Here is a 25119-nt window from a genome sequence, read left to right on the forward strand (position 1 = left end):
ACTGTTATGGTGGTTTGCTTTTTGTTTTTGATTTTCAGCTGTGAGCAGGGCAAAATAGCGCTAGATTTTAACAAGGAACGCATCATGCAGGACAATGCGATGTCAAAATGGTTACCGCCGCTGATGGCGTTTTGCCTATCGTTTATTATTATTGCGACGCTCGCGCCAATAACCGGTATTCAGGCTGACCGCCAGCTGGACTTTTGGCTGCTGTGGCTGGCGGCCATGCTGATTGCTGCGCTGCCGCTCTGCTATTTGGAAATTGCGCTGGCGAAGCGCTCAAAAACCACGGCATTGCAGGCCTTGTCCAGCCTAACCCGCGATGCGGATGCATCTTCAAAATGGCGCCTTGCCGGCTGGCTGGCTGCGGTTTTTATTCCATTTCTGGCCGGCGGCATGCTGTCCAATGCTGCGCAGGCTACGCATCAGCTGGCCAATGCGCCGGCTTCAGCCAGCATTTTTTATGCCGGCTTGGCGCTGGCCGCTTTTGCCTTGTCGCTGGCGGCGCGCCCGATTCTGGTAGCGTTAACTGCGGCCGGCGTGCTGGCCTCGCTGATTTTAGCCAATGTGTTTGGAACCGGTTTGCCTGCATGGCATATCACGCCGGTTGAATTCGGCGAATGGGGCAGCGCAGCTGTTTTGGCCTTAGTGGCCAGCGGCTTGGGCATGGGGCTGTACTGGCAGTCCAGCCTGAGCGCGGTGCAGCAGCAGGATAGCGCCAGCAAAATGGCGCTGCCGGTCTGGCTTGCGCAGCTGCTGGCCGTGGCTGCCTTCGGCTTTTTCGCCGTTCAGGCGCAACTGCCTGCCTATGCGCTGGTGTTCGGCGCGGTCATGGCGGCGGCGCTGCTCCTGCAGATGGCGCGCGAGCAGCTGCAGCAGCGCCAGCTGGCGGCGGCTGCGCAGTGGGGAATTCCGCTGGCGGCGGTGGCCGTCTGGGCTATTCCTGAAATCAGCGGGGTATTCAATATTCTGCTGATGCTGTGGGGGCTGACGGTCTGCTTAATCTATGCGCTGTTTGCCGGCTGGATCATGAAAATCAGCCACCTGCGCAAAGCGATGAATTTCAGCAATGAGGCCTTTTATAACATCTGGCGCATTGCGGTGCGCATAGCGCTGCCTATCGCGATTATTGCAGCCATGGCCGCTGTGCTGGGCAAATTATTCTGATGGCTGCGCCAGCGCAGGTTTGGGTGGCCTATGCGGCTGCCGGGCAGCAGTTTCATCTTGCCGTGCCGTTTGCGCCGGGCATGACAGCCTGGGATGCCATTGAGCAAAGCGGCATCCGCCAGCTGGCGGATTTGCCGGAAGCGCTGCAGCTGGGCATTTTCGGCGCGCGCCTGCAGGACCCGCAGCAGCCGCTGGCAGCGGGCGACCGGGTGGAGATATACCGCGCCTTAACGGTCAACCCGAAAGAGATCCGGCGCAAGCGGGCGCAGAATAATCCCGTCGGGCGCTTTAGCAAGGGCAACCGCGCGAAATAATTCAAGCTTTAAGCAAAACCGCAGCGGGAAATGCCGGCCAGTTAAGAATTGGCCGGCATTTCTTTTTTCATTTCCAGCCGGGCTTGATGCGCAAGGCAAAGCGCTAAACTTACATTGCTTGATCTGCAGCGCAAGATAAAAGAATGATATTTGTAATATATTGTTTTTAAATTAAAAATTACTAAGGATAGAAAGCGGGCAGGCCTTGCTGCGCAAGGAATAGGCGGATTGCGGATGCCTGCTTTAAAGCGGCGGGATGCATCATGAATGGCCAAAAAAGTTAAGGAGTTTCATGCAAAACTCCTTAACTGATCAGCATTGCCTCATTGGGGGCTTTCTTTTTATTTTAAACTGACTATAGTGGAGGCGCGTTTAGAATTGCTTCTTTCGAACCCGGCAAGCCTGGCTGAGATTCAGGGATGGTGTCCAAGCCCTCAACTTTTTCCACAATGCCGTTCTGATTGAAGTAGATTTTTAAATGCTGGCCGTGGGCTGCAGGGATCTTGGCTTTTTTAGCATAGGTTCCTGGGGTATACTGGTAAATGTAGTCCCAGCGCAATGGATTCATTGGATCTGCCACCGTTGGGCTGCCGAGCAGGAAGCGGACTTGCTGGTGACTCATGCCAGCCTGGATTTGAGATGCCTGCGCCTTTGTTAAGGGTGTTCCTTGCGGAATATCAACTTTATAAACGCCCAAAGTTGAACAGCCTACGAGCAATGAAGTGACGAATAACGTCAGCATGAGTTTTTGCATTTTGCTACACTATCCCAAATTAATTATGATGCATTTGATCCAGGGATAGATCATACTGCATCTGAAGTTTGTTGCATATTCCAACTTTAATTTTGTTGAGAGACCTTTTTTCATGCCGATATCAAACCAAGATTTACGCAAAGCTGGACTTAAAGTTACACTTCCACGAATTAAAATATTGGAATTACTAGAAAATTCAAAGCAGCACCATTTAAGCGCGGAAGATATTTATAAGACTTTACTGGAACAGGGTGAAGATGTGGGTTTAGCAACTGTGTACCGTGTGTTAACGCAGTTTGAAGCAGCCGGCATTATTCAGCGCCATCATTTTGAAAACAATCATTCTGTTTTTGAGATTATGCAGGAAGATCACCACGACCATATCGTCTGCCAGAACTGCAATAAAGTCGTTGAATTCACCAATGACGTGATTGAGCATGAACAGCATGAGGTTGCGAAAAAATACGGTTTTGCGCTGACAGGCCATTCACTGAATTTATACGGCTACTGCGATACGCCTGAATGCCAGGACGCTTACCGCAAGAAATAAGCTGCGGAAAAATATCCGGCTTCAATCATCAGCTGGATAAAAAAACAGGCTTCATTTGAAGCCTGTTTTTTTTGCCTAAGCATTTATTGGCCGCGGCCTTAAGACTGCCCATCAAAGGTGATATTCGCGCTGGCATGCAGCAGGCGGTCGCCGCCTTCTTCTGACAGTTTAATCTGCAGGCGCAGGTCATTCGGCGAATCGGCATGCTTCAGCGCATCTTTATAGCTGATCTGCTTAGCTTTGTACAAGTCAAATAAGGCCTGGTCAAAGGTCTGCATGCCCAGTTCACGCGAGCGCTTCATCAAGTCTTTAATTTCATGCACTTCGCCTTTGCGGATCAGGTCAGAAATTAAAGGCGAGTTGATCAGGATTTCAATGGCGGCGCGCCGTGAATTGCCGTCAATGGTTGGAATCAGCTGCTGCGCCACCATGGCTTTCAAGTTCAGCGACAAATCCATGAACAGCTGGCTGTGGCGGTCCGCTTCAAAGAAGTGGATGATCCGGTCAATCGCCTGGTTGGCGTTGTTAGCGTGCAGCGTGGCGAAAACCAGATGGCCGGTTTCGGCAAAGGCAATGGCGTAATCCATGGTTTCGCGGGAACGGATCTCGCCAATCAGGATCACATCCGGCGCCTGGCGCAGGGTATTTTTCAGCGCAATTTCAAAGGAGTCTGTATCAATGCCCACTTCGCGCTGGGTAATGATGCAGCCTTTGTGCTCATGAATAAATTCAATCGGGTCTTCAATGGTGATGATATGGCCATGCGAATTTTCATTGCGGAAGCCGATAATTGATGCCAAAGAGGTGGATTTACCGGTGCCGGTTGCGCCGACAAAAATGATGATGCCGCGCTTGGTCATCGCCAGTTCTTTTAAAATCGGCGGCAGCTTCAGCTCGTCCATGGTCGGAATGATGGTTTCAATGCGGCGCAGCACCATGCCCGGCTGGTCGCGCTGCTGAAATGCGCTGACCCGGAAGCGTGAAGACTTGTCTCTGTTGGTAATCGCGAAGTTGCATTCGCGCGTTTCAGCAAATTCCTTGCGCTGCTTGTCCGACATGATGGAATTCAGCAGCTGCCCGACAGTGGCGCCGGGAAGCTTGGTTGAGCCGATCGGCATGATGGTGCCGTTAATTTTAATCGACGGTTCTACATCAGCAGTAATAAATAAGTCAGACGCTTTTTTCTCAACCATGTAGTCGAGCAGGCCGTTAAAGTCCATATATTTTCCCCAGAAGCCGGATTATTTTTTTATAGGAAAGATTCAGGCTGCTTCGCTGCGGTGCGGGCGGCTTGAGGGCTGATAATGCCTTTGGACACTAAGGTTTTCAGGCTTTGATCCAGCGTGGTCATGCCGTAGTTTGCGCCGGTTTGAATCGCGGAATACATCTGCGCGACTTTGTTTTCACGGATCAGGTTGCGGATGGCCGGAATGCCGATCATGATTTCATGGGCAGCTACACGGCCGCCGCCATTTTTCTTCAATAGGGTTTGTGAAATAACCGCCTGCAGGGATTCAGACAGCATGGCGCGCACCATGTCTTTTTCTTCGGCAGGGAATACGTCAATCACACGGTCAATGGTTTTAGCCGCTGAAGTTGTATGCAGCGTGCCGAAGACCAGGTGGCCGGTTTCGGCAGCGGTCAGCGCTAAGCGGATGGTTTCCAGGTCACGCATCTCGCCGACCAGAATGATATCCGGGTCTTCACGCAGCGCGGAACGCAGGGCTTCATTAAAGCCGTGGGTGTCGCGGTGCACTTCACGCTGGTTGATCAGGCATTTTTTAGAAGTATGCACAAATTCAATCGGGTCTTCGACGGTCAGAATATGGTCATAGCGGTTGTCGTTAATGTAGTCCATCATGGCGGCTAAGGTTGTTGATTTACCAGAACCTGTCGGACCGGTGACCAGCACAATGCCGCGCGGATATTCACAGATATCTTTAAAAATCTGCCCCATGCCCAAGTCTTCCATGGACAGCACTTTGGATGGAATGGTACGGAATACTGCGCCAGCGCCGCGGTTCTGGTTGAATGCGTTGACACGGAAACGCGCCACGCCCGGCACTTCAAATGAAAAGTCTGTTTCCAGCTTTTCTTCAAAGTCGCGGCGCTGCTTGTCGTTCATAATGTCATACACCAGCTTGTGCACTTCTTTATGCTCTAAGGCCGGCAAGTTGATGCGGCGCACTTCGCCATCCACACGGATCATCGGCGGCATGCCCGCAGACAGGTGCAGGTCTGATGCGCCGTTTTTAGCGGAAAATGCCAGTAATTCTGTAATGTCCATAATATCCCCGGGAACGTCTAAATCTTAATTATTTTGCTAGAATGATAAGGCTTTCCCTCAGCTTAACCAACTGTTAGTTGCAGGGCAAAGCAAAAAAAGATGAATGAAATGAGAACCCGGTCAATGAATACACTTCAACACGCCAGAGCGCAGGTATTGCGCCAGATTGAGCAGGCCTGCCTGCAGGCAGGGCGCGATGCGCAATCCGTGCAGCTATTGGCGGTGTCAAAAACGCATCCCGGCGAAATGCTGCGCGCGCTGCATGCTGCCGGCCAGCGCGCATTCGGCGAAAATTACCTGCAGGAAGCGCTGGATAAAATTGAAGCGCTGTCTGACCTGGAGATTGAATGGCATTTCATTGGCCATGTGCAGCGCAATAAAACCAAGCATTTGGCTGAAAAATTTGCATGGGTGCACGGGGTTGACCGGCTGATTGTTGCAGAGCGCTTATCCAGCCAGCGCGCCGCTTCGCAAGCGCCTTTGAATATTTGCCTGCAGGTCAATATTGATGGGCAGGAGAGCAAGGACGGCTGCCCGCCTGCCGACGTTCCGGCGCTGGTGCAGCAGATCAGCCGGCTGCCGAATTTACAGCTGCGCGGCCTGATGGTGATTCCTGCGCCGCATAATGTGCAGGCCTTTGCCGACGCCAGAAAGCTGTTTGATCAGGTGAAAGCGCAGCATGCGCATCCTGAACAGTGGGATACCTTAAGCATGGGCATGTCCGGCGATATGGCCGAAGCTGTGGCCGCCGGTTCCACGCTGGTGCGTGTCGGCACCGCCTTATTCGGCGCGCGGGATTATTCCCAGTAGCTGCTGTTCAAGGTTTCGGCGCATTTGCGGGCCGCAGGCCGGCAGAAAACTGAACCATGCGGTTCAGTTTTTGCATTAGCAGTTGAACTTTCCACTAAAGTTGAGTACAAAAAACACACGATATATTGTTAATTCTTATAGCGAAGTGACTCAATTTACGCAAGAAGCAGGAAAGCTCATGACCGCATATTACCAACTGATTCACCGCGAAACGGATGCTGCAGGCGCCATCACCGCGCATTACCGTTCAACGCAATTGGCGCAGGGCGCATGGAATGAGAACGAGCAGCATATGGCGCCGGCGACGGGCATCATCTGTGCCGAGCTGGACCGCTTTGCGCCGCGCAGCGATATGCGCATCGGCCGTATCAGCCTGGATATTCTGGGCCTGATTCCTGCTGGAGAATTCAGCATCAGCACCAAAGTCATCCGGCCCGGCAGAACTATTGAACTGATTGAGTCGGAAATGAAAGCGCAGGGCAAGGCCTGCATTGCTGCCCGCACTTGGCGCATGGCGACGCAAAACAGCCAGCCGGTAAAAGGCCTTGAAGATCCTGCGGTTTTTGGCCCGGAAGATGCGCCGCTGTGGGAAGGCATCCGCCAGTGGCCGGGCGGCTATATTCAGTCGGTTGAAGCCAGAAGCCATCAGCGCCGCGCAGGCAAGGGCATTGTCTGGCTCAGCACAAAGCATGCGATGGTTGCAGGCGAAGGCAGTTCTGATTTTGTGCGCCTGATGGGCTTGGTGGACACTGCAAACGGCATTGCGCCGCGCCAGCCGTGGCCGTTTACATGGGGCTTTCCGAATCTGGATTTGCAGATTCACCTGCACCGCATGCCGCAGGGCAAGTGGCTGGGCTTGGAAACGGTGCAGCAGTATGGCGATGACGGCATAGGCCTGACCAGTTCGGTGCTGCATGATATTTACGGGCCTTTCGGCCGCAGCGAGCAGATTCTGACTTTAAGGCCGGTCAGCTAACGAATGCTGATCAGTTAAGAAGTTTTGTAATAAACTTCTTAACTATCTAGGTCAGTTCACAGCGGAGTCTTACCGGTTTAAATTAGATGTTCGGAGCTCGTTTTGTTCTTTTGTTTCGCCAAAATAACCAAAAGCATTTGTCATCCGCAAAACCTGTTAATTTTCTGCACTTAAACAACAATTTTGCAAAAACAATCCATTTAAAAGACCACGCAGGCTACGGATGACGCTTCCGCGTATCAAATAAAGTCTAGGATTTAAATAAAGAAAAAGCCAGTCAATTGCTTAACTGACTGGCATTCAGCAGCGTTTTTTTGATGCTCGAAACTGGCCCAAAAAGGGAGGTTGGCCTGAATTTCCGTGCTTTGTGGCAGTTATAATAAGTCAACAAATTTTCCCTGCACGGCTGCAGCGACTCTTTTATACTGCCTGTAAAACATTCTAATAATAGGGCACGCAGATGGCGCGATTATATGCAGTTGTATGGACTTTTTTATCAATTCTGGCTGGCAGCCTGCTGGCGGCCTGCAGTTCGACCGCAGTGCAGCAGCCTGAATCCTCAGCGCAGCAGATGGCAGCGGAAGCCGCCGATGCGCAAGCCTCCGCTTCAGGGCAGGCGAAGGCCATCGCGGCTCCAGCGCCGTCACTGAACAGCCGCATCAGTTCAGGAGAACGCCTGGGCACCAAATGGGGCGATGAAATCAGTTCGCATGTCACCGAGGTGGACTTAAAGCGCCTATCCTCTGCGCCGCTGTCAGAAGTACAGGTCCGCTATGCCGGAAAGCAGTTCTCCGGACGCAGCATCAGCAGCATTTCCCTGGCTTCCGGCAAAGTCAGCTTTGCCGTGACCGATGACCGCGGGCGCGCGCTGCCGCTGTACCGTGACGGGCAGAATTATTACCTTTCCGCCAATGACGGGCAAAGCTATCAGCTGAAATACAGCAACAGCAGCGCGCAGACCTTTGAAATTGTCGCCAGCGTAGATGGGCTGGATGTATTGAATGGCCAGAAGGCTTCGCGCTACAGCAGCGGCTATGTGCTGCGCCCTTACAGTTCTTTTGCCATTGAAGGCTTTAGGAAGAGCAATGCAGCCGTGGCGTCCTTTACTTTCAGCAAGCCTAAAGACTCCTATGCAGCCAATTCCGCCCACGGTTCCATTCAGAATACCGGGGTAATTGGAACGGCGGTATATGAGCTGAACGTTCCGCGCGCTGCCAAGCAGCCGGAAGGCAAATATGCGCCTGCGCCGAATGCTTTCCCTGCCGACCGCAATTGACAGCGGCCTGAAACAGCCCGCCGCACCTTGATGCCTTAATGCCTAGGACAGGCTTGACGGCGCTTCAGCACACCACTTCAATCGTGCTGGCGCCGGCGCCCAAAGGCTGCACCTGAATCTGCACAGGAATGCGCTCATGCATTTCCTGTATATGCGAGATCAGCACCACCTTGCGCCCTTGGTTCTGCAGCTGATCCAAGGCATTCATCACCATATGCAGGGAAGATGCATCCAGCGTGCCGAAGCCTTCATCAATAAACAGCGATTCAATTTTCATTGAGCCGGAGGCCATATTGGCAATCGCCAGCGACAGGGCGAGGGCGGTCAGGAAGGATTCGCCGCCGGAAAGCGAAGCGACGGAACGGGTTTCGCCGTCCATGTCGTGGTCAATAATGGCCAGGCTGAGGGAATTCTCCAAACGCTTTAAGGTATAGCGCTGCGACAGCATCGCCAGCTGCTGATTGGCATGCTGTAGCAGAATATCCAGATTATACTGCTGCGCATAATCGCGGAAGTCTTTGCCTTTGGAGTCGCCAATGAGGCCGGAAATTTTTTCCCAGCGGTGTTCCTGCTGCTGCACTTGCTGAATCTGCTCGGCGAACTGCTTCTGTTTGGCTGCATTCTGCTGATGCAGCTCCAGCTTTAGCCTGAGCTGATCCCGGTGCTCAAACTGGGTTTTCAGCGCTTCCGCATTCTGCACAATCAATAACTGCAGCTGCGCCGAATCAATCTCCGGCTGATGCGCCGCATGTTCAGCCAATTGCTCCTGCATGGTTTTGAGTGCAGAGCGCGCTTCACTCAATAGCCGTTCTGCATTTTGCAGCTGCTGCCTGATTTGCTGCTCTTGCGCCGGGCTGACCTGCGCTAAATGCGCTAAATCCTGCAGCTGGAAGTCTGTGTGCTGCGCAAGCCATTGCTGAATATCCTGCTTCACCAGATTTGCGCTGTGCCGGTTTTGCTGCAGCTGCGCTTTCAGCTGCTCCAGCACGCTCTTTTCCTGTTCAAATTGATGATGGCTCAGGTCAAAGCTTTGCTTGAGCTGCTGATAATGCTGCTGGGTCTGCTGGCGCTGTGCATCGTGCTGCATCAGCCATTCATTCGGCTTGGCATCGCTTAGGCCGGTCATCTGCAGAATCAGCTGATTTGCAGTTTCCGTATTCTGCTGCCCGCTGAGCTTAATTTCATTCAGGCTGTGCGCCGAATCCTCAATCTGCTTGGCGGTATTTTCAAGATTCAGTTTGAGGGAGCTGAATTCCTGATGCTTCAGATCCAGCTGCTTATTCAGCTGCTCAAGCTGTTCCAGCTGCTGGGCGCGGCTGTTTAAGCGGCTGTAAGCCTGCTGCGCCGCGGCAGCGCTCTGCTGCTGCCATAGCATTTTTTCGCTTTTAGATAGGCAGTCTGCAATATGCTGCACTTGGCTCTGCTGATGCTTTGCCGTTTGCAGCAGATGTTCAGCCTGCTGAATCTTTTGCATCAGCTGCTGCTGCGCTTTAATGCTCTGAGCCCAAAGGCTGGATTGAGCTTCAAGCTGCTGAATATTCAGAGTAAAGCTTTGCTGGATATGCTCGGCCTGCGCCGCGGCTTCAGGCTGCGCCAGAGTTAAATCAAGCTGAATATCGGCTGTCCGGCACTGTTCGGCTAAAGCCTTTTCAGCGGTGGCGGTTTTGTCCGATGTATTCTGCACCGACACTTTAAGCTGCGCCAATTCAGCATGCAGCTGAGTCAGCTGCTGCTGCGCCCGCTGCCAGGCTTTAAGGGCATCCTGTTCTGTTTGCGCAGCCTGCTGTTCCTGCAGCTGCTGCAGTTCAAACAGCGCTTTGGACACGGCTGCATCATCGGCTTTATAAGGATGCGATGCGCTTCCGCAAACCAAGCAGGGCTCGCCGTCTTTTAATTCGGCGCGCAGATATTCAACGTTTTCCGCATGCAGCAGGCGCTGCTGCTGCAGAATCTCCTGCAGTTTTAAGCGCGCATCTTTGGCGGCCTGAAAATCCTGTTCAGCGCTGAATGCGCTTTGCTCAAGCGGCAGCAGCTGCGCTGAAGACGCCTGCAGCTGCTCTTGCAAGCGCCGCAATTCAGCCTGCCATTCAAAAAACTGCGCCAGCTTCTGCTGAATAGCATCCAGCTGATTGCGCTGACTGATTTTGATGTCGCGCTGCTGGCGCGCCTGTTCAATTTTCGCTTCAAGCTGTTCAATGCCGCCGGCTTGATCCGCAGACTGCTGCAGCTGCGCTTTTTGTTCAATCAGCTGGTATTCCGCCTGAGCAATATTTCCTAATTGATCTTCAATGCTTTGATATTGCTGCATGAATTGGCTCAGCTGCTGCAGATGCGCCGTGATGCCTTTATCCAGAACAGCAAACTGCCGGGTTTCAGCAAGCTGCTGGCTGAACAGCGCCTGCTGCTCAGCCATCCACTGCATCTGCTGCTGCATCTGCTGCTGCTGATCCGCCAAGGGCGCTTTGGCCTGCTCCAAACCGGTCAGTTTCGCCTGGATTTTCTTGAATTCTGCGCCAATGCGGTCACGCTCGGCATTGCAGTGCCGAACCTGATTGATTGCTGCGAAATGCTTGTTTTCAAAATTCTGCAGTTCAGTTAAAGCGTTTTCTGCCCGGCGGAATTGGTCTTTTTCCGCCTCAAACTGCGCAAGGGCTGCATCAAACTGCAGCTGCTGTTTTTGCAGCTGCGGCGCCAGCTGCTGTTCAGCCTTGAGCAATTGCTGCTGCTGGAACACGCTTGGGCGGATTCCTGAAAATATTTCCAAACGCTTTAAGCGCTCACGCTCAGGCATTAAATCCTGCTGCGCCTTGAGCTGAATCTCCGCCAGCTGCTGTTTCAGGACAATCTCGCTGTCCAGTTTCTGCTTCTGCTCAAACCAGCGCTGCTGCTTTTCCAGCTGGGCTTTTTCCGCCTCCAGTTTTCTGCAGCCGGCATTGGCCTGCTGAAATGCAGCGGCTAATTCCGCTGCTTCCTCATCGGATAAAATTTCAATATGGCCCAAAACATTTTCCAGCGCTTTGCGCTGGATGGCGGCCTGCCGGGTTTTTTCAAAGGCCAGCTGGCCAATTTTCCCAAAGATTGATGAATTGGTCAGATATTCCAGAAGCTCGCCGCGCTCATTGTCGCGGGCTTTTAAAAAGGCCGTGACTTCTGACTGCGCCAGCAGCACCGCGCGGGTAAACTGCTCAAAGCTGAGCTGGGTGACTTTCAAAATGCCAGCATCCACCGCCTTGGCTTTGTCGGCAACCACTACGCCGTCGCTCAGGCAGGTTAAATAGCGCTGCACGCCTTGCAGCCGGCCGTCGGCTTTTTCGCGCGCGCGCTTTAATTCCCAGCGCGCCAAATAGCGCTTTTGATCCTGCGCCACAAAGCACAGTTCGGCAAAGCCGTGCGCCGCGCCGCGCCGCAGCACCGTCAGCGGGGAATTGGTCAGCAGCTCTGAGCCGTCGGCATCAGTGAGTTTGCCGTCGCTGTCTTTCAAGCGCGGAATGCGGTTGAACAGCGCGAGGCACATGGCGTCTAAAATGGTGGATTTGCCGGCGCCGGTTTTGCCGACAATCGCAATCAGGCCGGCATTGGCCAAAGGCTCCGCTTCAAAATCAATGAAATGCTCGCCGGAAATTGACGCCAGATTTTTCATGCGGATGGATAGAATTTTCATGGCGCGTCCTTAATGCTGCGGTTCAGATTCAAGCGATTTCTGCGCGTCATGCACCAGGCTCATAAAATCGCTCAGCACCTCATTATCGGCAGCATAGCCCTGCTTTTCCCAAATCTGCTGGAACAGCTTTTCCGGCGTCGGCGGCTCCAAATGCACGGCATCAGCTGCAGCGCCGCTATTTTCAGGCGTCAAATACTGCCGGGTAATCCGCACCAGCCGGTAGCGCCGGGGCGGCAGGGCATCTTCCAGCTGCTGCCTTAAATTCGGCGGCGGCGGCACATCGGTATGGTATTCAATATCGACATATTCGCGCTGGTCAATATTGCAGATTTCACCGCCCGGCAAGGCTTTTAACTGGGTAAAAACTTCATCCAGCCCGCCTTTGATTTTATGCAGCTGCACGCTGCGCGGAATGGCCAGCGCCTGCAGCTGCAGGCGAGATTCCGCGTTTTGCGCCGGATCAATCGTAACTTCAACGACTTGATGCTTATATTTAATTTCACTGAAGGATAAAGGAATCGGCGAGCCGCTGTAGCGGATATGCTCCTGCCCGACTTTCTGCGGCTTATGCAGGTGCCCGAGCGCCACATAATCAATCACTTCATCAAATAAAGCGGTTGAAAGCGCTTCTTCATTGCCGATGATAATCGGGCGTTCCGAGTCGGAAGTTTCCGCGCCCTGCATATGCGCATGCGACATCAGGATCAGCGCCTGACCGGCGGTTTTTCTTTTTTTCGCTTCGGCAATCAGCTGCTGGTGCAGATAGGCGATTGCGCTTTGGCTGCTGGCGGTATGCTCATTGATGCCGGTGATTTCCGCAGGGCGCAGAAAGGGCAGGGTCAGGCACCACGCCGTGATATTTTTATCCGCATCGTAAATAGGCACCAGCAGGCGCTCTAAATCCAGCTGGCCATGCGCATCTTTATGAATTACACCCACGGTTTTGGCATGGTATTTTTCCAGCAGCGGTTCAACCTGCTCAATGCGGTAGCCGGAGTCGTGATTGCCGGCAATCATCAGGGTCTGCATCTGCGGCGCAAGGCTATGGGCATCGGCTAAAAACTGGTACAGCTGCTTTTGCGCGCTGGATGCGGGATTGATCACATCAAAAATATCGCCGGCGATCAGCAGGGCATCCGGCTGTCTGGCTTGGATCTGTTCAAGCAGCCAGGCTAAAAACTGTTCATGTTCATACTGGCGCGAATGGTTGTAAAAGAATTGCCCTAAATGCCAGTCGGAAGTATGAAAAAAGCGTACAGTCATGTGAACCTGAATATTGGAAATGCCCTGCACAACTTAGCATATTTTGCTGCCGTGAATAAGCAGCCTGTTTAGAAGGCGTGTCCGGCCGTTCAGCGCTCTTTATTTATTTTGCATTTTCATCTATTTGCACCAAGCCAAAGGTGTTGTGGTCGGCATCGGTGAAATAGCCTTGCCAGCATTTGCCCGGAATGGCGAATTTCGGCATTGCGGTTTGCCCGCCTAAGGCCAGAATTTTCTCCGCCGCCGCATCAAAATCTGCCACTTCAATGGAGCAGGTAAAGGCATTGGTGCCGCAGTGTGCTTCTGGAGTAGGCGCAGGCCTTTGCAGCAGGCCGCCATGCATATTGGCGCTTTCAATGTACCAATACTCAACTGGCAAGCCTGCGGCCTTGCTGAACTTCCAGCCGAAAATCTCCTGATAGAATTTAATTTCGCGTTCGGGGTTTGAGGACTGGATTTCAAAATAGATGATGCCGTTCATTGCTGTTCCTGGGCTGCTGTTCAGCCAGCTTTTATTTTTTATTATGCTGGCGCTAAATTAAAAGCGCCTGCTGCAGTCCTGTCCCGCATTTTTTACCTGCATTCCAATCGTATGATTTTTAAATAGTTATTGAAAATAGTTATGCAGATTTTATTTTGGTGCAAAAAGACAGCCGATGTATGCGCTCTTAGGTTTTAGCAGTTTGCACTGCCGCATTTTTTCGTTAAACCTTGAAACGCCTTTGCGTAGGCAAGGCTCTACTTTGGAAAGACCCAAAGATACCGTCTCAGAGGTCAAGAGGATTATTGAGAATTGGCGCAATAATTCTCCTGATAAGGCCGCTGGTGCTTGAGTACGCCATAACAAAGATGAATCAGCTTCCTCATTGCAGCGCCAACCGCCATCATCTTGGTTTTGCCATTGGCCAGCAGCCTGTCATTCATCCCCTTTATGTGGGGATTATGCCGGGTTGCGACAATCGCCGCCATATATAAGCCGGCCCGTATTTTCGACGGGCCGGCTTTGGATAGGCGGCTCCTGCCGTGAATGGAGCTGCCCGACTGCCTTTGAATGGGCACCAGGCCGGCAAAGGCCGCCGCCTGGCTCGCCCTTTCAAAAGCATGGCTGCGCAAGAAGCTGAGCATTAATAAACTGGTCCGGTCTGCAATGGCCGGAATGCTGCTGAGCAGCGCCTTGTCATTTTTTAAATCAGGATGCTGATCAATGTGGTCATCAATCTGCCGGTCGAGATCCTGAATATGCCTGCTTAACTGCTTAATATTCTTATGGATCGACTGAAGTACCGGTTCTATCGTGAAGGTAGACTCCGCTTTTTCCAAACGGTTTTCTTCACGCTGCAGATCTTCACCAAGCACAGCCCTTCGATCCAGCAAAGCATTCAGCAGTTGAATATGTCCAGGCAGAGGCTGCCAAAAATGCAGATCCGCAGTCATCGCAAACCGGGCCAGAACTTCACTGTCAGCCTTGTCTGTCTTATTCAGCCTGGACATGCTCTGAGCAAAATACCGGGCTCTGGCGGGATTCGCCACACAGACTTGAAAGCCTGCATCAAATAAATATCCAGCTAGGCGTTCATGATAGACAGAAGTGGCTTCCATTAAGGCAATGGCCTGCGCAGGGCCTGCAGCATGATGATTCAGCCAGGCCTGAAGCTGTTCAAAGCCTTTGGGCGTATTCGGAAAGGTTTTGGTTTTCTTTTTGCCTGCAGAATCTTCTAAAATCAGACAGCAGTCAATTTTAGCTTTTGCAATATCAATACCGAGATAAAACATAATCTTACCTGCCTTATTTATTCAATTATTTTTTTCAGCATAACCGCCGTCTTTTCTTGCGAATCCAGCATCGAGGTGCTTAGTTACCGTCCAGAGTTGTGCAGGCAGTCAGGGCAAACAGCAGGTTTTATCTTTGGGCCAAACTTTAAGTTTTAGTAAACAACCAAACTCTGCTGTTTGCGTATAGTGAGAGCTAATCACTATGTGAATTAAGATACAAGTAGACAAAAGTCTTTCGTTGCCCATACACGGCGTCCTTGCCGTGATGGGCAACGTGCGGCATCCCTGCCGCACTCGCGTATCTGAATTTTATTTTACTCAACTATGGGACAGCAATGGCGCCTGCTGCGTTTTTATGTAAATCATTTTTTTAGGCGGTTTTTGAGGCCGCGCGGTTTCAGTTTTGCATGGCTTTTAAAAGCCGCCGGATTTGCAATACAGGCGCTGTTAAGAATTTTTGCTGCGTGATGCATTGGAGGGGGGATGAAAATGAATTGGCCGGCTTGCCGGGCCATCCGGTCAAGCCGGATATTCTATTGCTTAAAAAAACAGCTTAGAATGGATATTAGAAAATAAAAGACCGGCGATTCGAGTGATGATAAATCGCCGGTCAAAAAATCTATTCCAAGTTGAGGTTTTGGCTGCTGTTCAAAACCTAAGCTTGAAATGAAGCTTATTGCTTTAAGAAAAGGTCACCGAAACATTGCGGATGCCAGTACAAATCATCGGTTGCTACAGACCTTGTACCCTATATAACGCAGCGCGTTTCAGATTGGTTGACAATAAAATGAAAAAAAACTCATTTTTTTTTATACTGGCTGCATTCTTTTTTTCCGGTCATCGTGCTGATGTCTCTAAAGCGCTATTTTATAATATTTTTTCTGATCTGCTTTGCCATAACTTGCCTGTGCGGCGTACTGGCGGCTTTTCTGCCTTTAGGCGTCGGCGGCGTGCTGACGGCTGTGCCGTATATTGCAGCCATGATCTGGGTGCTGTTTATCTTCCTGAAGCGCAACCGGCGCGCGCCGGCGCAGGCTGAGCGCAAAAAGCTCACCCTGGGCTTCAGCCTGATTTTCTGGGGCTACAATATCGCCTTTCAGATTCTGGGCATTGCGGTTTTTGCCTATAAAGACCCTGAAATCTGGCAGAATTTCCTGCTGTACCTGCAGCAGCCGCAATTTCTCAGCATTGTGCTGATTATGGCCTTGCTGATCGCCATTCCGCTGTATCTGCTGACCTACTGGTTCTACGGCCCGCAAGCGCGCCGCATGGCGCAGAAAATGTTCGGCGCAGAATAAGGCTTGAACAAAAGCTGATCTTATTCTATAGATAACTGCAGCCAGCCAGTTTAAAAATGAGAGCGCTTTATGCATAAAGAACGGGTGTTGATTACAGGGGCCAGCGGCTTTATCGGTTCGCATTTAATTAAATACTTGCTGTCCAAGGATTATGCCGTCATCGGCCTAAGCCGGCAAAGCGGCAGAACCTCAAGCCATCCTGACCTGACGTGGGTGCAGCAGCTGGATGAGCTGAAAACCGATCAGATTGACTATGTGATTAATTTGGCCGGCGAAAGCATTGGCAAAGGGCGCTGGACAGCGCAGCGCAAGCAGCAGCTGATTCAGAGCCGGGTGCAGACTACGCAGAATCTTTACCGCTATCTGGAACGGCGCCGGATTGCGCCGAAGTGCATCATCTCCGGTTCCGCTATGGGCTATTACGGCATAGACCCGGAGGAAAAATGGCAGCAGCCCTGCACTGAGGATTCGCCGCCGCAGCCGATCTTTCAGTCCGAACTGTGCCAGCAGTGGGAGCAGGCGGCGCGGCAGTTTCCGCAGCAGAACACGAAAATCATCCGCCTGGGCATCGTGTTTGCGGCTAAAGGCGGCATTTTGCCGCAGATGCTGATGCCGATCCGCATGAATTTAATCGGCAGGATCGGCCATGGCCGGCAGCCTGTGGTTTGGGTGCATATCCGCGACGTGCTGCGGGGCATTGAATTTCTAATGACCCGGCCGATGCAGGCGAAGGTTTTCAATCTGACCGCGCCGGGAAGCGTTCCTCAGGCGCAGTTTGCTGAACTGGCTGCGCGCCAGCTGAAAAAGCATCCTCTGCTGTGCATGCCGGCATTTGTTTTCAAGTGCCTGCTGGGCGAACAGTCGCAGCTGCTGCTGAACGGGCAGTATGTCAAGCCGCAGGCGCTGACTGAGGAGGGATTCAGCTTTGAATTTCCGACAGTCAAAGAAGCGCTGGCGGATGTGCTGGGCTGATTAGGGTATTTCAGGCATCTTCCATTTGGAGGATTCAGGCGCTTGAAGATTGAACACTGCGCCATTTCTGGCGCAGTGTTCAGCCCGCGCATTCTCAGCATGTCAGCGGATGGCAGAATGCGCTTGAGCCGGTTACACCGCTTGCGCGCCTGCTCCGGCATGCAGCTGCGCCGGGTCATAGGCGTCCGGGCAGGCCAGCAGCGGCTGCTGCAGCATCAGCTGGCGCAGCAGCTGCGCAGAGGCCGGCCCCATGCACAAGCCATTGCGGTAATGGCCGAAATTGGCCCAGAGGTTTTCCAGATCCGGCATTTTTCCGATATAAGGCACGCCCGCCGGTGAGCCGGGCCTTAAGCCCGCCCACTGCTGCACAATCGGAAATTGTTCCAGCTCAGGCACCATTTCAAAACAGGCCTGCAGAATGCTGCGCTGCACGGCAGCATCCGGCGCGGTGTTAAAGCCGGCCTGCAAGGTGCTGGAGCCGCAGACAATATGGCCGTCTTCGCGCGGAATCAAGTACATGACTTTATTCATGCACATGGTCGGCAGCCAGTGCGCCGGGGCCTTGAACAGCACCATCTGGCCCTGAATCGGCTGAACCGGAATATCCAGCTGCAGCTGCGCCGCCCAATGCGCCGACCATGCGCCGGTGGCCAGCACATACTGATCTGCGCTGTGCTGGGCGCCGTCCGCAGTTTGAATCGACTGAATGCGCCGATGCTGAATCTGCAGCTGCGCAACCGGGCAATGCTCAATAAACTGCACCAGCGGATGCTGCTTTAAATAGGCGGTAAGCGACTGCAGCAGGCGGGGGTTGCGCACATTGGCAATCTGCGGAAAATAAATGGCGTGCCGGAACTGCGCAGCAATCTGCGGATTGACCTGCTCCAGCTGTTCCCGCTGCAGGTATTCGCACTGCTGCATCGGCTCCTGATGCCGGGATGCGTAGTTCAGGCCGGTTTCAAAATCATCTTCATCAAAAATCAGCATGCCGCTTTCATGAATTTCAAAGTCAATGCCGCTGACTGGCCTTAATTTTTCATTCCAGGCCTGATACAGCGCTTTGCCGTGCTGGGCGAGCTCATTGACGGCCTGAGGATAGCGCCAGGGATACATGGGCGAGAGGATGCCGCCGCCGGCCCATGAAGCGGCTTTGCCGGCCTGCTGCTGATCAAAAATCGTGACGGAACAGCCCTGTTCAATCAGTTCGAGCGCAGACAGCAAGCCGCTGATGCCTGCGCCAATAATGGCAACTTTCATTTTTAAATGGCTAAAGTCCGTTTATTTCATGTCTTTGAGTTTCAGCGCCGCTTCTTCAGCAAAATAAGTCCAGATGCCGTCAGCGCCGGCGCGGCGGCAGCTCATCAGGGATTCAATAATCACGCTGTCAGACAGCCAGCCGTTCTGAATCGCGCCGGCCAGCATGGCGTATTCGCCGCTGACCTGATACACGAAGGTCGGCACGCCAAAGGTGTCTTTCGCTTCGCGCACAATGTCCAGATAGGGCATGCCCGGCTTGACAATCACCATGTCTGCGCCTTCCTGAATGTCCAGCGCAATTTCATGCAGCGCTTCTGCGCGGTTGCCGACATCCATCTGGTAATTGTATTTGTTGCCGCCTTTCAGGTTGCCGGATGAGCCGACCGCATCGCGGAAGGGGCCGTAGAAGCTGGAAGCGTACTTTGCCGAATAGGCCATGATGCTGGTGTAAATATGGCCATTGGCTTCCAAAGCCTGGCGGATGGCGCCGATGCGCCCGTCCATCATGTCGCTGGGCGCGACCACGTCAGCGCCGGCTTCGGCATGGCTTAAAGCCTGCTTGATCAGGCATTCAACCGTTTCATCATTCAGCACATAGCCGGTGTCATCAATAATGCCGTCTTGGCCGTGCGTGGTATAGGGGTCGAGCGCGCCGTCGGTAATCAGCACCATTTCCGGCAGCTCTTTTTTCAGCAGGCGCACGGTGCTTTGCACCAAGCCGTCTTCACGCCAGGCGGCTTCTGCAGTCAGGCTTTTGTCTTGCTGCGGGGTAACCGGGAACAGCGCCAGCTTTGACACGCCCAATTCAAGCAGGCGCTCTGATTTTTTCAGCAGCAGATCTGCCGACAGGCGCTGAATGCCAGGCATGCTGGGAATATCCTGCGTCTGGTTCTGGCCCGGCAGGACAAATACTGGATAAATGAGATGATCGGCCGTCAGCTGGGTTTCACGCACCATGGCGCGGAGCTGGTCATTTTTGCGGATGCGGCGCATGCGGGTGGCAGGAAATGCCGGGCGATTGAACGTATAAGTCATAACAATCCCATTGATCAGTATTAAACTGGCGCTATTGTAGCCCCAGAATCCGTTTTTGGGGCATAAGTTAAGTGCTATTTCTCAAATTAAGGTATCCGGGCAGATGACGAGCGATTCAGATAAAAAGTGGACAGGGAGTATTCATTTGGGCTCAAAAGTGGATATAGATGTTGTCCTCAAGCAGCTGTGTCATGCATTTAACAGCTCTCCTTACTTTAAGCATAACGATATGCTAATGCGCGTTGCCGATGGGCAAATTGAAGCCTACATTGAAATGCAGCCTTTCATGATCGGCAATGTGGCCTTTCAGATTCTGCATGGCGGCGTGGCTGCGACTATTCTGGACAGCATCGGCGGCATTGCGGCGATGGGAGAGCTGTATAAAAAGGCGGAAGCCGATGAGCTTCCCGATACGATTAAAAAGGTGACCCGCCTGGCGACAGTTGATATGCGGGTGGACTATCTGGCGCCGGGCCGCGGCAAGTACTTTATTGCGCGCGCTGAAACCCTGCGCTTAGGCCGCAAGGGCTGCACCATGCGCATGACGCTGGTCAATGATGAAGACAAGCCGATTGCGACGGCTATCGCCTCGTATGCCTACTGAGTTCGGCTTAAGCTAAATCAATAATAATTAACTATAATTTGAAGCGCCAGATGAAAATCTGGCGCTTCAGGATGAAAAAAGACTGATCAGTTACATTTTATATTCTCAAAATATGATTATTTCGCTTTAAAATGCGTCAAATTTAAAAAATGACTTTTTCATCGACAGCATTTGGGACAAAAATGTCCGCATCCTGAATGAAGCGCAGGGATGATGCCGCGTGACCAAGTCTGCTGGATTTAGGAAAAATCGATGACAGATGCTCAAAATACCCTGCCGGAGTCGCCCGCAGCGGATCAGCCCAGCGATCAGCAGCTTAAAGCCAAGCGCAGGAAAGCTTTAGGCCTGGTCGGCATTATTTTAGTTCTTGCGCTGGCGCTGTACCTGGTTTGGAAAGCTTTTTTCAACAGCTCCGTCAGCACTGACAATGCCTATGTCGGCGCGGAAACCGCGTCGGTGACTTCCATGGTGACCGGCCAAGTGGCGCAGGTGCTGGTCAGCGATACCCGGCAAGTGAAAAAGGGCGATGTGCTGGTGCAGATTGATCCGCGCGATGCTGAAATTGCGCTGGCGCAGGCGCAGGCCGAACTGATGAAGGCGCAGCGCCAGTACAGGCAGACTCAGGCCAACAGCAGCGCGCTGAATTCGCAGGTCTTTGTCAGCGATGACGGCATTCACAGCGCAGAAGCGCAAGTGGCGAAGGCCAAAGCCGAGCTGGACAAGGCAAAGGACGAGTTCAGCCGGCGCCGGCAGCTGAGCGCTTCGGGGGCAATTTCCAAAGAAGAGCTGAGTTCAGCGCAAAGCGCATTGAATAACGCGCAGGCCGGCTATGACTTGGCGCAAGCCGGTCTGGCGCAGGCCAAATCCAGCCAGAAGGCTGCCCAAAGCACTTTGGCTGCCAATGAGGCATTGATCCGCGGCAGCAATGAAAACTCGGCGCCGGATGTGCTGATTGCGCAGGCGCGCCTGAAACAGGCTATTCTGGATTTAGAGCGCACGGAAATTAAAGCGCCGTTTGACGGCGTGGTGACGCGGCGCAGTATTCAGGCCGGCCAGCGGGTGGCGCCGGGCGCGGTGCTGATGATGCTGGTTCCTGTATCGCAGCTGTATGTCGATGCCAACTTCAAGGAAAGCCAGCTGGAAAAAGTCCGCCCGGGTCAAAAGGCGGTGCTGACCTCAGACCTGTACGGTGACGCCGTGGAATATCACGGCACGGTAGCCGGCTTTTCCGGCGGCACAGGCGCAGCCTTTGCCTTGATTCCTGCGCAAAATGCCACAGGCAACTGGATTAAAGTGGTGCAGCGCCTGCCGGTGCGCATTCAGCTGGATCCGAAGCAGCTGGCTGAGCATCCGCTGCGCGTCGGCTTATCAATGGAAGCGAAAATCGACCTGTCATCGAAGTAAGCGCCTATGAATAACTATGTACCCTATGGCGACCTGAAAGGCGGGCGGCTGATGCTGGCGGCCTTTGTTCTGGCGCTGGCCAACTTTATGGTCGTGCTGGACATGACCATCGCCAATGTTTCTGTGCCGCACATTACCGGCAGCCTTGCGGTTTCCAGCTCGCAGGGCACTTGGGTCATTACCTCCTATGCGGTTGCCGAAGCGATCTGCGTGCCGCTGACCGGCTGGCTGGCCGGGCGCTTTGGCGGGGTGAGGGTTTTTATCATCAGCCTGATCGGCTTTACGGTTTTTTCGGTCTTATGCGGCTTATCTTCCAGCCTGGAGATGCTGGTATTCTGCCGGATTGGCCAGGGCCTGTTCGGCGGCCCGATTATGCCGCTGAGCCAAATGCTGCTGATGCGGATTTTTCCGCCGGAAAAGCAGTCGCAGGCGATGGGCATGTGGGCCATGACTACCGTGGTGGGGCCAATTTTAGGGCCGATTCTAGGCGGAACAATCAGCGACAACCTGTCCTGGCACTGGATTTTCTTCATCAATATTCCTGTCGGCATTGCCTGCGCGCTGGCGGCCATGCGTTTATTGAAACCGGCTGAAACCGCAACCGCGCAGCTGAAAATTGATAAAGGCGGCCTGCTGCTGCTGGTGCTGTGGATTGGCGCGCTGCAGCTGATGCTGGATTTGGGCCATGAGCGCGACTGGTTCAGCAGCCCGTCTATTGTGATTTTGGCGCTGACTGCGCTTGTCGGCCTGATTGTTTTCACCATTTGGGAGCTGACAGAGCGCCATCCAATCGTCAATATTCAGATTTTCAGGTACCGCGGCTTTACGGTTTCAGTGCTGGCGCTGGCCTTTGGCTTTGGCGCATTCTTCGGCAGCATTGTGCTGATTCCGCAGTGGCTGCAGATTAATCTGGGCTATACCGCAACATGGGCCGGTTACCTCACGGCAACCATGGGCTTTGGCAGCCTGACCATGTCGCCGGTGGTCGCCAAGCTGGCCACCAAATATGACCAGCGCGCCTTGGCCAGCTTCGGCCTGAGCATTTTAGGCGGGGTGACGTTGATGCGGGCTTTCTGGACGACGGATGCCGACTTTATGGCTTTGGCCTTGCCGCAGATGCTGCAGGGTTTCGCCGTGCCGTTTTTCTTTATTCCGCTGTCGAATATGGCCTTGGCCTCGGTGCTGCCGCAGGAAATGGCTTCGGCGGCCGGCCTAATGAACTTTTTGCGCACCATGGCGGGCGCAATTGGCGCATCGCTGGCAGTCACTATTTGGGATGACCACACCAAAGTGGCCAGAAGCGAGATGGCGGGCGCGCTGCATGCGGATGAAGTAAAAAACACTTTAATGCAGAGCGGCATGAGTTCAGAGCGCGCATTAGGCTATATTTCCAGCCTGGTGGATAAAGAGGCGCTGACGCTGTCGGCGAATCATGTGTTTTTAATTTTGGCGATGGTGTTCATCTTCGCGGCCCTGATCATTTGGCTGTGCCCGAAGCCGAAAGCGGGCGCCAGCGGCGGCGGGCACGCGCATTAAAGCGGCATAAGCCATGCCGATGGAAAACCGCGTTTTGCAATAAAGCCGGCCAGCTGGAAAATTGGCTGGCTTTATTTATTTTCCGGAGCGGTTTTTTTGGATGCTTCCTAAGCCCTCAGCTTTTAAAAAAAGCCGGGGCAGGGCAGGCTGAAATCCTCAGCCCATCCGCGCGGGATGAGCAAAGCTATTTAAAAGGATGATGCTTTTATAAATCAGACTTGGCGCGCTTCAGCGCAGACTGCCACAGATCCAGATGATAGCCGCGCTGGTCTGCATTCATCTTCGGTTCAAAAGCGCGCTCCAGCTGCCAAGAGGCGGCGATTTCATCTAGGCTGGAAAACACCCCGGATTTGAGGCCGGCCATGGCGGCCGCGCCCCATGCGGTAGACTCCAAAAGCTTAGGGCGCAGCACCGGCACATTTAAAATGTCGGCTTGGAACTGCATCAGCATGTCATTGCTGCTGGCGCCGCCGTCAACCCGCAATTCCTTCAGCGGACTGGAAATATCGGACTGCATGGCGGTCAGGACATCGGAAACCTGAAAAGCGATGGATTCCAGCGCGGCCCGGGCAATATGCGCTTTATTGGTTCCGCGCGACATGCCGCAGAGCAGGGCGCGCGCTTCGCTGTCCCAGTGCGGCGCGCCAAGCCCGGTAAATGCCGGAACGAGAACCACGCCATCGGTATGCTGGACTTGGCAGGCCAGCTTTTCCACTTCGCTGCTTTTTTGAATGATGCCAAGGCCGTCGCGCAGCCACTGCACAATCGCGCCGGCCATAAATACGCTGCCTTCAAGCGCGTAAACGGTTTGCTCCTGCGCCTGCCAAGCCAGCGTAGACAGCAGCTCATTGGCGCTGAACTGCACCTGATTACCTGTGTTGAACAGCAGAAAGCAGCCGGTGCCGTAGGTATTTTTGGCTGTGCCGGCTTCGAAGCAGGACTGGCCAAACAGGGCAGACTGCTGGTCGCCTAAAATTCCGGCAATGGGGATATTCGCGCCCAGCAGGCCGGTTGCCGTATCCGCTACATAGCTGTCTGAACTGATGATTTTGGGCAGCATCGCCGGCGGAATATTGAACAGCTTCAGCAGCTCTTCATCCCACTGCTGCGCCTGCAGGTTCATCAGCATGGTGCGGGAAGCATTGCTGGCCTCTATGACGTGCTCAGCGCCTTGGGTCAGATTCCAGATCAGCCAGCTGTCAATAGTGCCGAATGCGGCATGGCCTTGCAGCGCCAGTTCCCGCAGGCCTGCGGTATTTTCCAGCAGCCAGACCAGCTTGCCTGCGCTGAAATAAGGGTCGATGCGCAGGCCGGTTTTTTTATGGATGCTGCTGTGCAGGCCCTGCTGTATCAGCTGATTGCACCAGTCGGCGGCGCGGCGGTCTTGCCAGATAATGGCCGGCGCCAGCGGCTTGCCCGTGCGCTTGTCCCAAACCACGGTGGTTTCCCGCTGGTTGGTCAGGCCAATCGCTTTGATGTCTTTGGCGAGAATCCGCGCTGTGGCCAAAGCCTGCTGCACCACGGCAATCTGCGAGCTCCAGATTTCCTGAGCATCCTGCTCCACCCAGCCGGAATGCGGGGTTTTGATATAGGTTTCACGCTGAGCCGCTGCCTGAACCTGTCCGTGTTCATTGAAAATAATTGCGCGGCTGGATGTCGTTCCCTGATCGAGTGCCAATAAATAGCTCATATTTTTTCTGTATGTGGGCTTGAAAAACAAAATATTAGCGCAATTATGTAATTAAGCGCATCTGATTGTGCAAATGTTTAAAAAAAACACCGCGTGTTTAGACATTTGTGCTATGATTGCGCTGTACTTTGGGGGTGTTTCTGGCTTCGACGCTGGTGATGAAACTCATAGATGCATGCCGAGAGCGCATTTTCTCTCGTAAATCAAATTTGCATTTTATAGTCGCAAACGACGAAACTTACGCTCTAGCTGCCTAAGGGCAGCTTGTCCGCCTCTCCGAATACTTGTGGTTAGAGAGTCCGACTGAAGCGCACGCACACAAGTCCGTATAAAGCCAAGCCTCGGGGCTTTGTACTAAACTTAGAGGATCGCGATTTGCGCCCTGTTCGTCGGGCCGCAAAGAGTTAAAATAGTAGACGATATCTAAGCATGTAGTATTCTCGAGCGTAGTGCTGGCGGACGCGGGTTCAACTCCCGCCACCTCCACCAAAA

Annotated in this window: 21 protein-coding genes and 1 other RNA gene; 12 read left to right on the forward strand and 10 right to left on the reverse strand. The window is 53.3% G+C overall.

Annotated features, from left to right (window positions below):
- Positions 1 to 84: 84 nt before the first annotated feature.
- Complete coding sequence (locus BEN74_RS14695; RefSeq protein WP_068910667.1) at positions 85 to 1167, forward strand: hypothetical protein; 1083 nt, start codon at positions 85 to 87, stop codon at positions 1165 to 1167.
- Complete coding sequence (locus BEN74_RS14700) at positions 1167 to 1481, forward strand: RnfH family protein (protein WP_068910645.1); 315 nt, start codon at positions 1167 to 1169, stop codon at positions 1479 to 1481. The genes BEN74_RS14695 and BEN74_RS14700 overlap by 1 nt, the downstream gene beginning before the upstream one ends.
- A gap of 355 nt (positions 1482 to 1836) precedes the next feature.
- Here the strand turns inward: BEN74_RS14700 and BEN74_RS14710 are convergent, their stop codons facing one another.
- Positions 1837 to 2235, reverse strand: a complete 399-nt coding sequence (locus BEN74_RS14710) for an outer membrane protein assembly factor BamE (RefSeq protein ID WP_068910643.1) — start codon at positions 2233 to 2235, stop codon at positions 1837 to 1839.
- Between the two features lie 112 nt (positions 2236 to 2347).
- Between BEN74_RS14710 and fur the strand changes: the two genes are divergently transcribed.
- On the forward strand, positions 2348 to 2785 hold the full coding sequence (gene fur, locus BEN74_RS14715) for a ferric iron uptake transcriptional regulator (RefSeq protein WP_068910642.1): 438 nt from the start codon (positions 2348 to 2350) through the stop codon (positions 2783 to 2785).
- 98 nt (positions 2786 to 2883) lie between these two features.
- Here fur and BEN74_RS14720 read toward each other — a convergent pair whose 3' ends face one another.
- Positions 2884 to 4005: a PilT/PilU family type 4a pilus ATPase gene (locus tag BEN74_RS14720; RefSeq protein ID WP_068910641.1), complete on the reverse strand. Its 1122-nt coding sequence runs from the start codon at positions 4003 to 4005 to the stop codon at positions 2884 to 2886.
- A gap of 29 nt (positions 4006 to 4034) precedes the next feature.
- The gene (locus BEN74_RS14725) at positions 4035 to 5072 is read right to left on the reverse strand and encodes a type IV pilus twitching motility protein PilT (RefSeq protein ID WP_068910640.1); all 1038 of its coding nucleotides are present in this window, start codon (positions 5070 to 5072) and stop codon (positions 4035 to 4037) included.
- 123 nt (positions 5073 to 5195) lie between these two features.
- Between BEN74_RS14725 and BEN74_RS14730 the strand changes: the two genes are divergently transcribed.
- The 3 genes from BEN74_RS14730 (at position 5196) to BEN74_RS14740 (ending at position 8134) form a co-directional block, all read left to right on the forward strand.
- A complete protein-coding gene (locus tag BEN74_RS14730; RefSeq protein WP_068910639.1) occupies positions 5196 to 5882 on the forward strand; it encodes a YggS family pyridoxal phosphate-dependent enzyme in 687 nt (228 codons plus the stop codon).
- 178 nt (positions 5883 to 6060) lie between these two features.
- The gene (locus BEN74_RS14735) at positions 6061 to 6858 is read left to right on the forward strand and encodes a thioesterase family protein (RefSeq protein ID WP_068910638.1); all 798 of its coding nucleotides are present in this window, start codon (positions 6061 to 6063) and stop codon (positions 6856 to 6858) included.
- 460 nt (positions 6859 to 7318) lie between these two features.
- The gene (locus BEN74_RS14740; protein WP_068910637.1) at positions 7319 to 8134 is read left to right on the forward strand and encodes a hypothetical protein; all 816 of its coding nucleotides are present in this window, start codon (positions 7319 to 7321) and stop codon (positions 8132 to 8134) included.
- Between the two features lie 64 nt (positions 8135 to 8198).
- On the opposite strand, the gene BEN74_RS14745 is transcribed toward BEN74_RS14740, so the two are convergent.
- The 4 genes from BEN74_RS14745 to BEN74_RS14760 all read right to left on the reverse strand — a co-directional run bounded on the left by BEN74_RS14745 (position 8199) and on the right by BEN74_RS14760 (position 14831).
- Positions 8199 to 11795: an AAA family ATPase gene (locus tag BEN74_RS14745; RefSeq protein WP_068910636.1), complete on the reverse strand. Its 3597-nt coding sequence runs from the start codon at positions 11793 to 11795 to the stop codon at positions 8199 to 8201.
- A gap of 9 nt (positions 11796 to 11804) precedes the next feature.
- Positions 11805 to 13058 (reverse strand): exonuclease SbcCD subunit D C-terminal domain-containing protein, encoded by a 1254-nt coding sequence (locus tag BEN74_RS14750; RefSeq protein WP_068910666.1) that lies wholly within the window; start codon positions 13056 to 13058, stop codon positions 11805 to 11807.
- 103 nt (positions 13059 to 13161) lie between these two features.
- Complete coding sequence (locus BEN74_RS14755; protein ID WP_068910635.1) at positions 13162 to 13539, reverse strand: VOC family protein; 378 nt, start codon at positions 13537 to 13539, stop codon at positions 13162 to 13164.
- Between the two features lie 302 nt (positions 13540 to 13841).
- On the reverse strand, positions 13842 to 14831 hold the full coding sequence (locus BEN74_RS14760; RefSeq protein ID WP_119285020.1) for an IS110 family transposase: 990 nt from the start codon (positions 14829 to 14831) through the stop codon (positions 13842 to 13844).
- 845 nt (positions 14832 to 15676) lie between these two features.
- Between BEN74_RS14760 and BEN74_RS14765 the strand changes: the two genes are divergently transcribed.
- Both BEN74_RS14765 and BEN74_RS14770 read left to right on the forward strand, forming a co-directional pair.
- The gene (locus BEN74_RS14765; protein ID WP_171404939.1) at positions 15677 to 16129 is read left to right on the forward strand and encodes an ABZJ_00895 family protein; all 453 of its coding nucleotides are present in this window, start codon (positions 15677 to 15679) and stop codon (positions 16127 to 16129) included.
- A 69-nt stretch (positions 16130 to 16198) separates the two neighbouring features.
- The gene (locus tag BEN74_RS14770; RefSeq protein WP_068911714.1) at positions 16199 to 17101 is read left to right on the forward strand and encodes a TIGR01777 family oxidoreductase; all 903 of its coding nucleotides are present in this window, start codon (positions 16199 to 16201) and stop codon (positions 17099 to 17101) included.
- Between the two features lie 132 nt (positions 17102 to 17233).
- Here BEN74_RS14770 and thiO read toward each other — a convergent pair whose 3' ends face one another.
- Together thiO and hemB are read right to left on the reverse strand one after the other, a co-directional pair.
- Complete coding sequence (gene thiO / locus BEN74_RS14775) at positions 17234 to 18358, reverse strand: glycine oxidase ThiO (RefSeq protein ID WP_068911712.1); 1125 nt, start codon at positions 18356 to 18358, stop codon at positions 17234 to 17236.
- Positions 18359 to 18379: 21 nt separating this feature from the next.
- A complete protein-coding gene (gene hemB, locus BEN74_RS14780; RefSeq protein WP_068911710.1) occupies positions 18380 to 19393 on the reverse strand; it encodes a porphobilinogen synthase in 1014 nt (337 codons plus the stop codon).
- A 103-nt stretch (positions 19394 to 19496) separates the two neighbouring features.
- Between hemB and BEN74_RS14785 the strand changes: the two genes are divergently transcribed.
- The 3 genes from BEN74_RS14785 to BEN74_RS14795 all read left to right on the forward strand — a co-directional run bounded on the left by BEN74_RS14785 (position 19497) and on the right by BEN74_RS14795 (position 22937).
- On the forward strand, positions 19497 to 19997 hold the full coding sequence (locus BEN74_RS14785) for a thioesterase family protein (RefSeq protein WP_068911708.1): 501 nt from the start codon (positions 19497 to 19499) through the stop codon (positions 19995 to 19997).
- 252 nt (positions 19998 to 20249) lie between these two features.
- Positions 20250 to 21401, forward strand: a complete 1152-nt coding sequence (locus BEN74_RS14790) for an HlyD family efflux transporter periplasmic adaptor subunit (RefSeq protein ID WP_068911705.1) — start codon at positions 20250 to 20252, stop codon at positions 21399 to 21401.
- A gap of 6 nt (positions 21402 to 21407) precedes the next feature.
- On the forward strand, positions 21408 to 22937 hold the full coding sequence (locus tag BEN74_RS14795; protein WP_068911702.1) for a DHA2 family efflux MFS transporter permease subunit: 1530 nt from the start codon (positions 21408 to 21410) through the stop codon (positions 22935 to 22937).
- Between the two features lie 205 nt (positions 22938 to 23142).
- On the opposite strand, the gene glpK is transcribed toward BEN74_RS14795, so the two are convergent.
- On the reverse strand, positions 23143 to 24627 hold the full coding sequence (gene glpK, locus BEN74_RS14800) for a glycerol kinase GlpK (RefSeq protein ID WP_068911700.1): 1485 nt from the start codon (positions 24625 to 24627) through the stop codon (positions 23143 to 23145).
- 130 nt (positions 24628 to 24757) lie between these two features.
- On the opposite strand from glpK, the gene ssrA reads away from it, so the two are divergent.
- Positions 24758 to 25116, forward strand: a transfer-messenger RNA (tmRNA) gene (ssrA, locus tag BEN74_RS14805).
- The last annotated feature ends 3 nt before the right edge of the window (positions 25117 to 25119 follow it).

The organism is Acinetobacter sp. WCHAc010034, from assembly GCF_001696615.3.
GTDB lineage: Bacteria > Pseudomonadota > Gammaproteobacteria > Pseudomonadales > Moraxellaceae > Acinetobacter.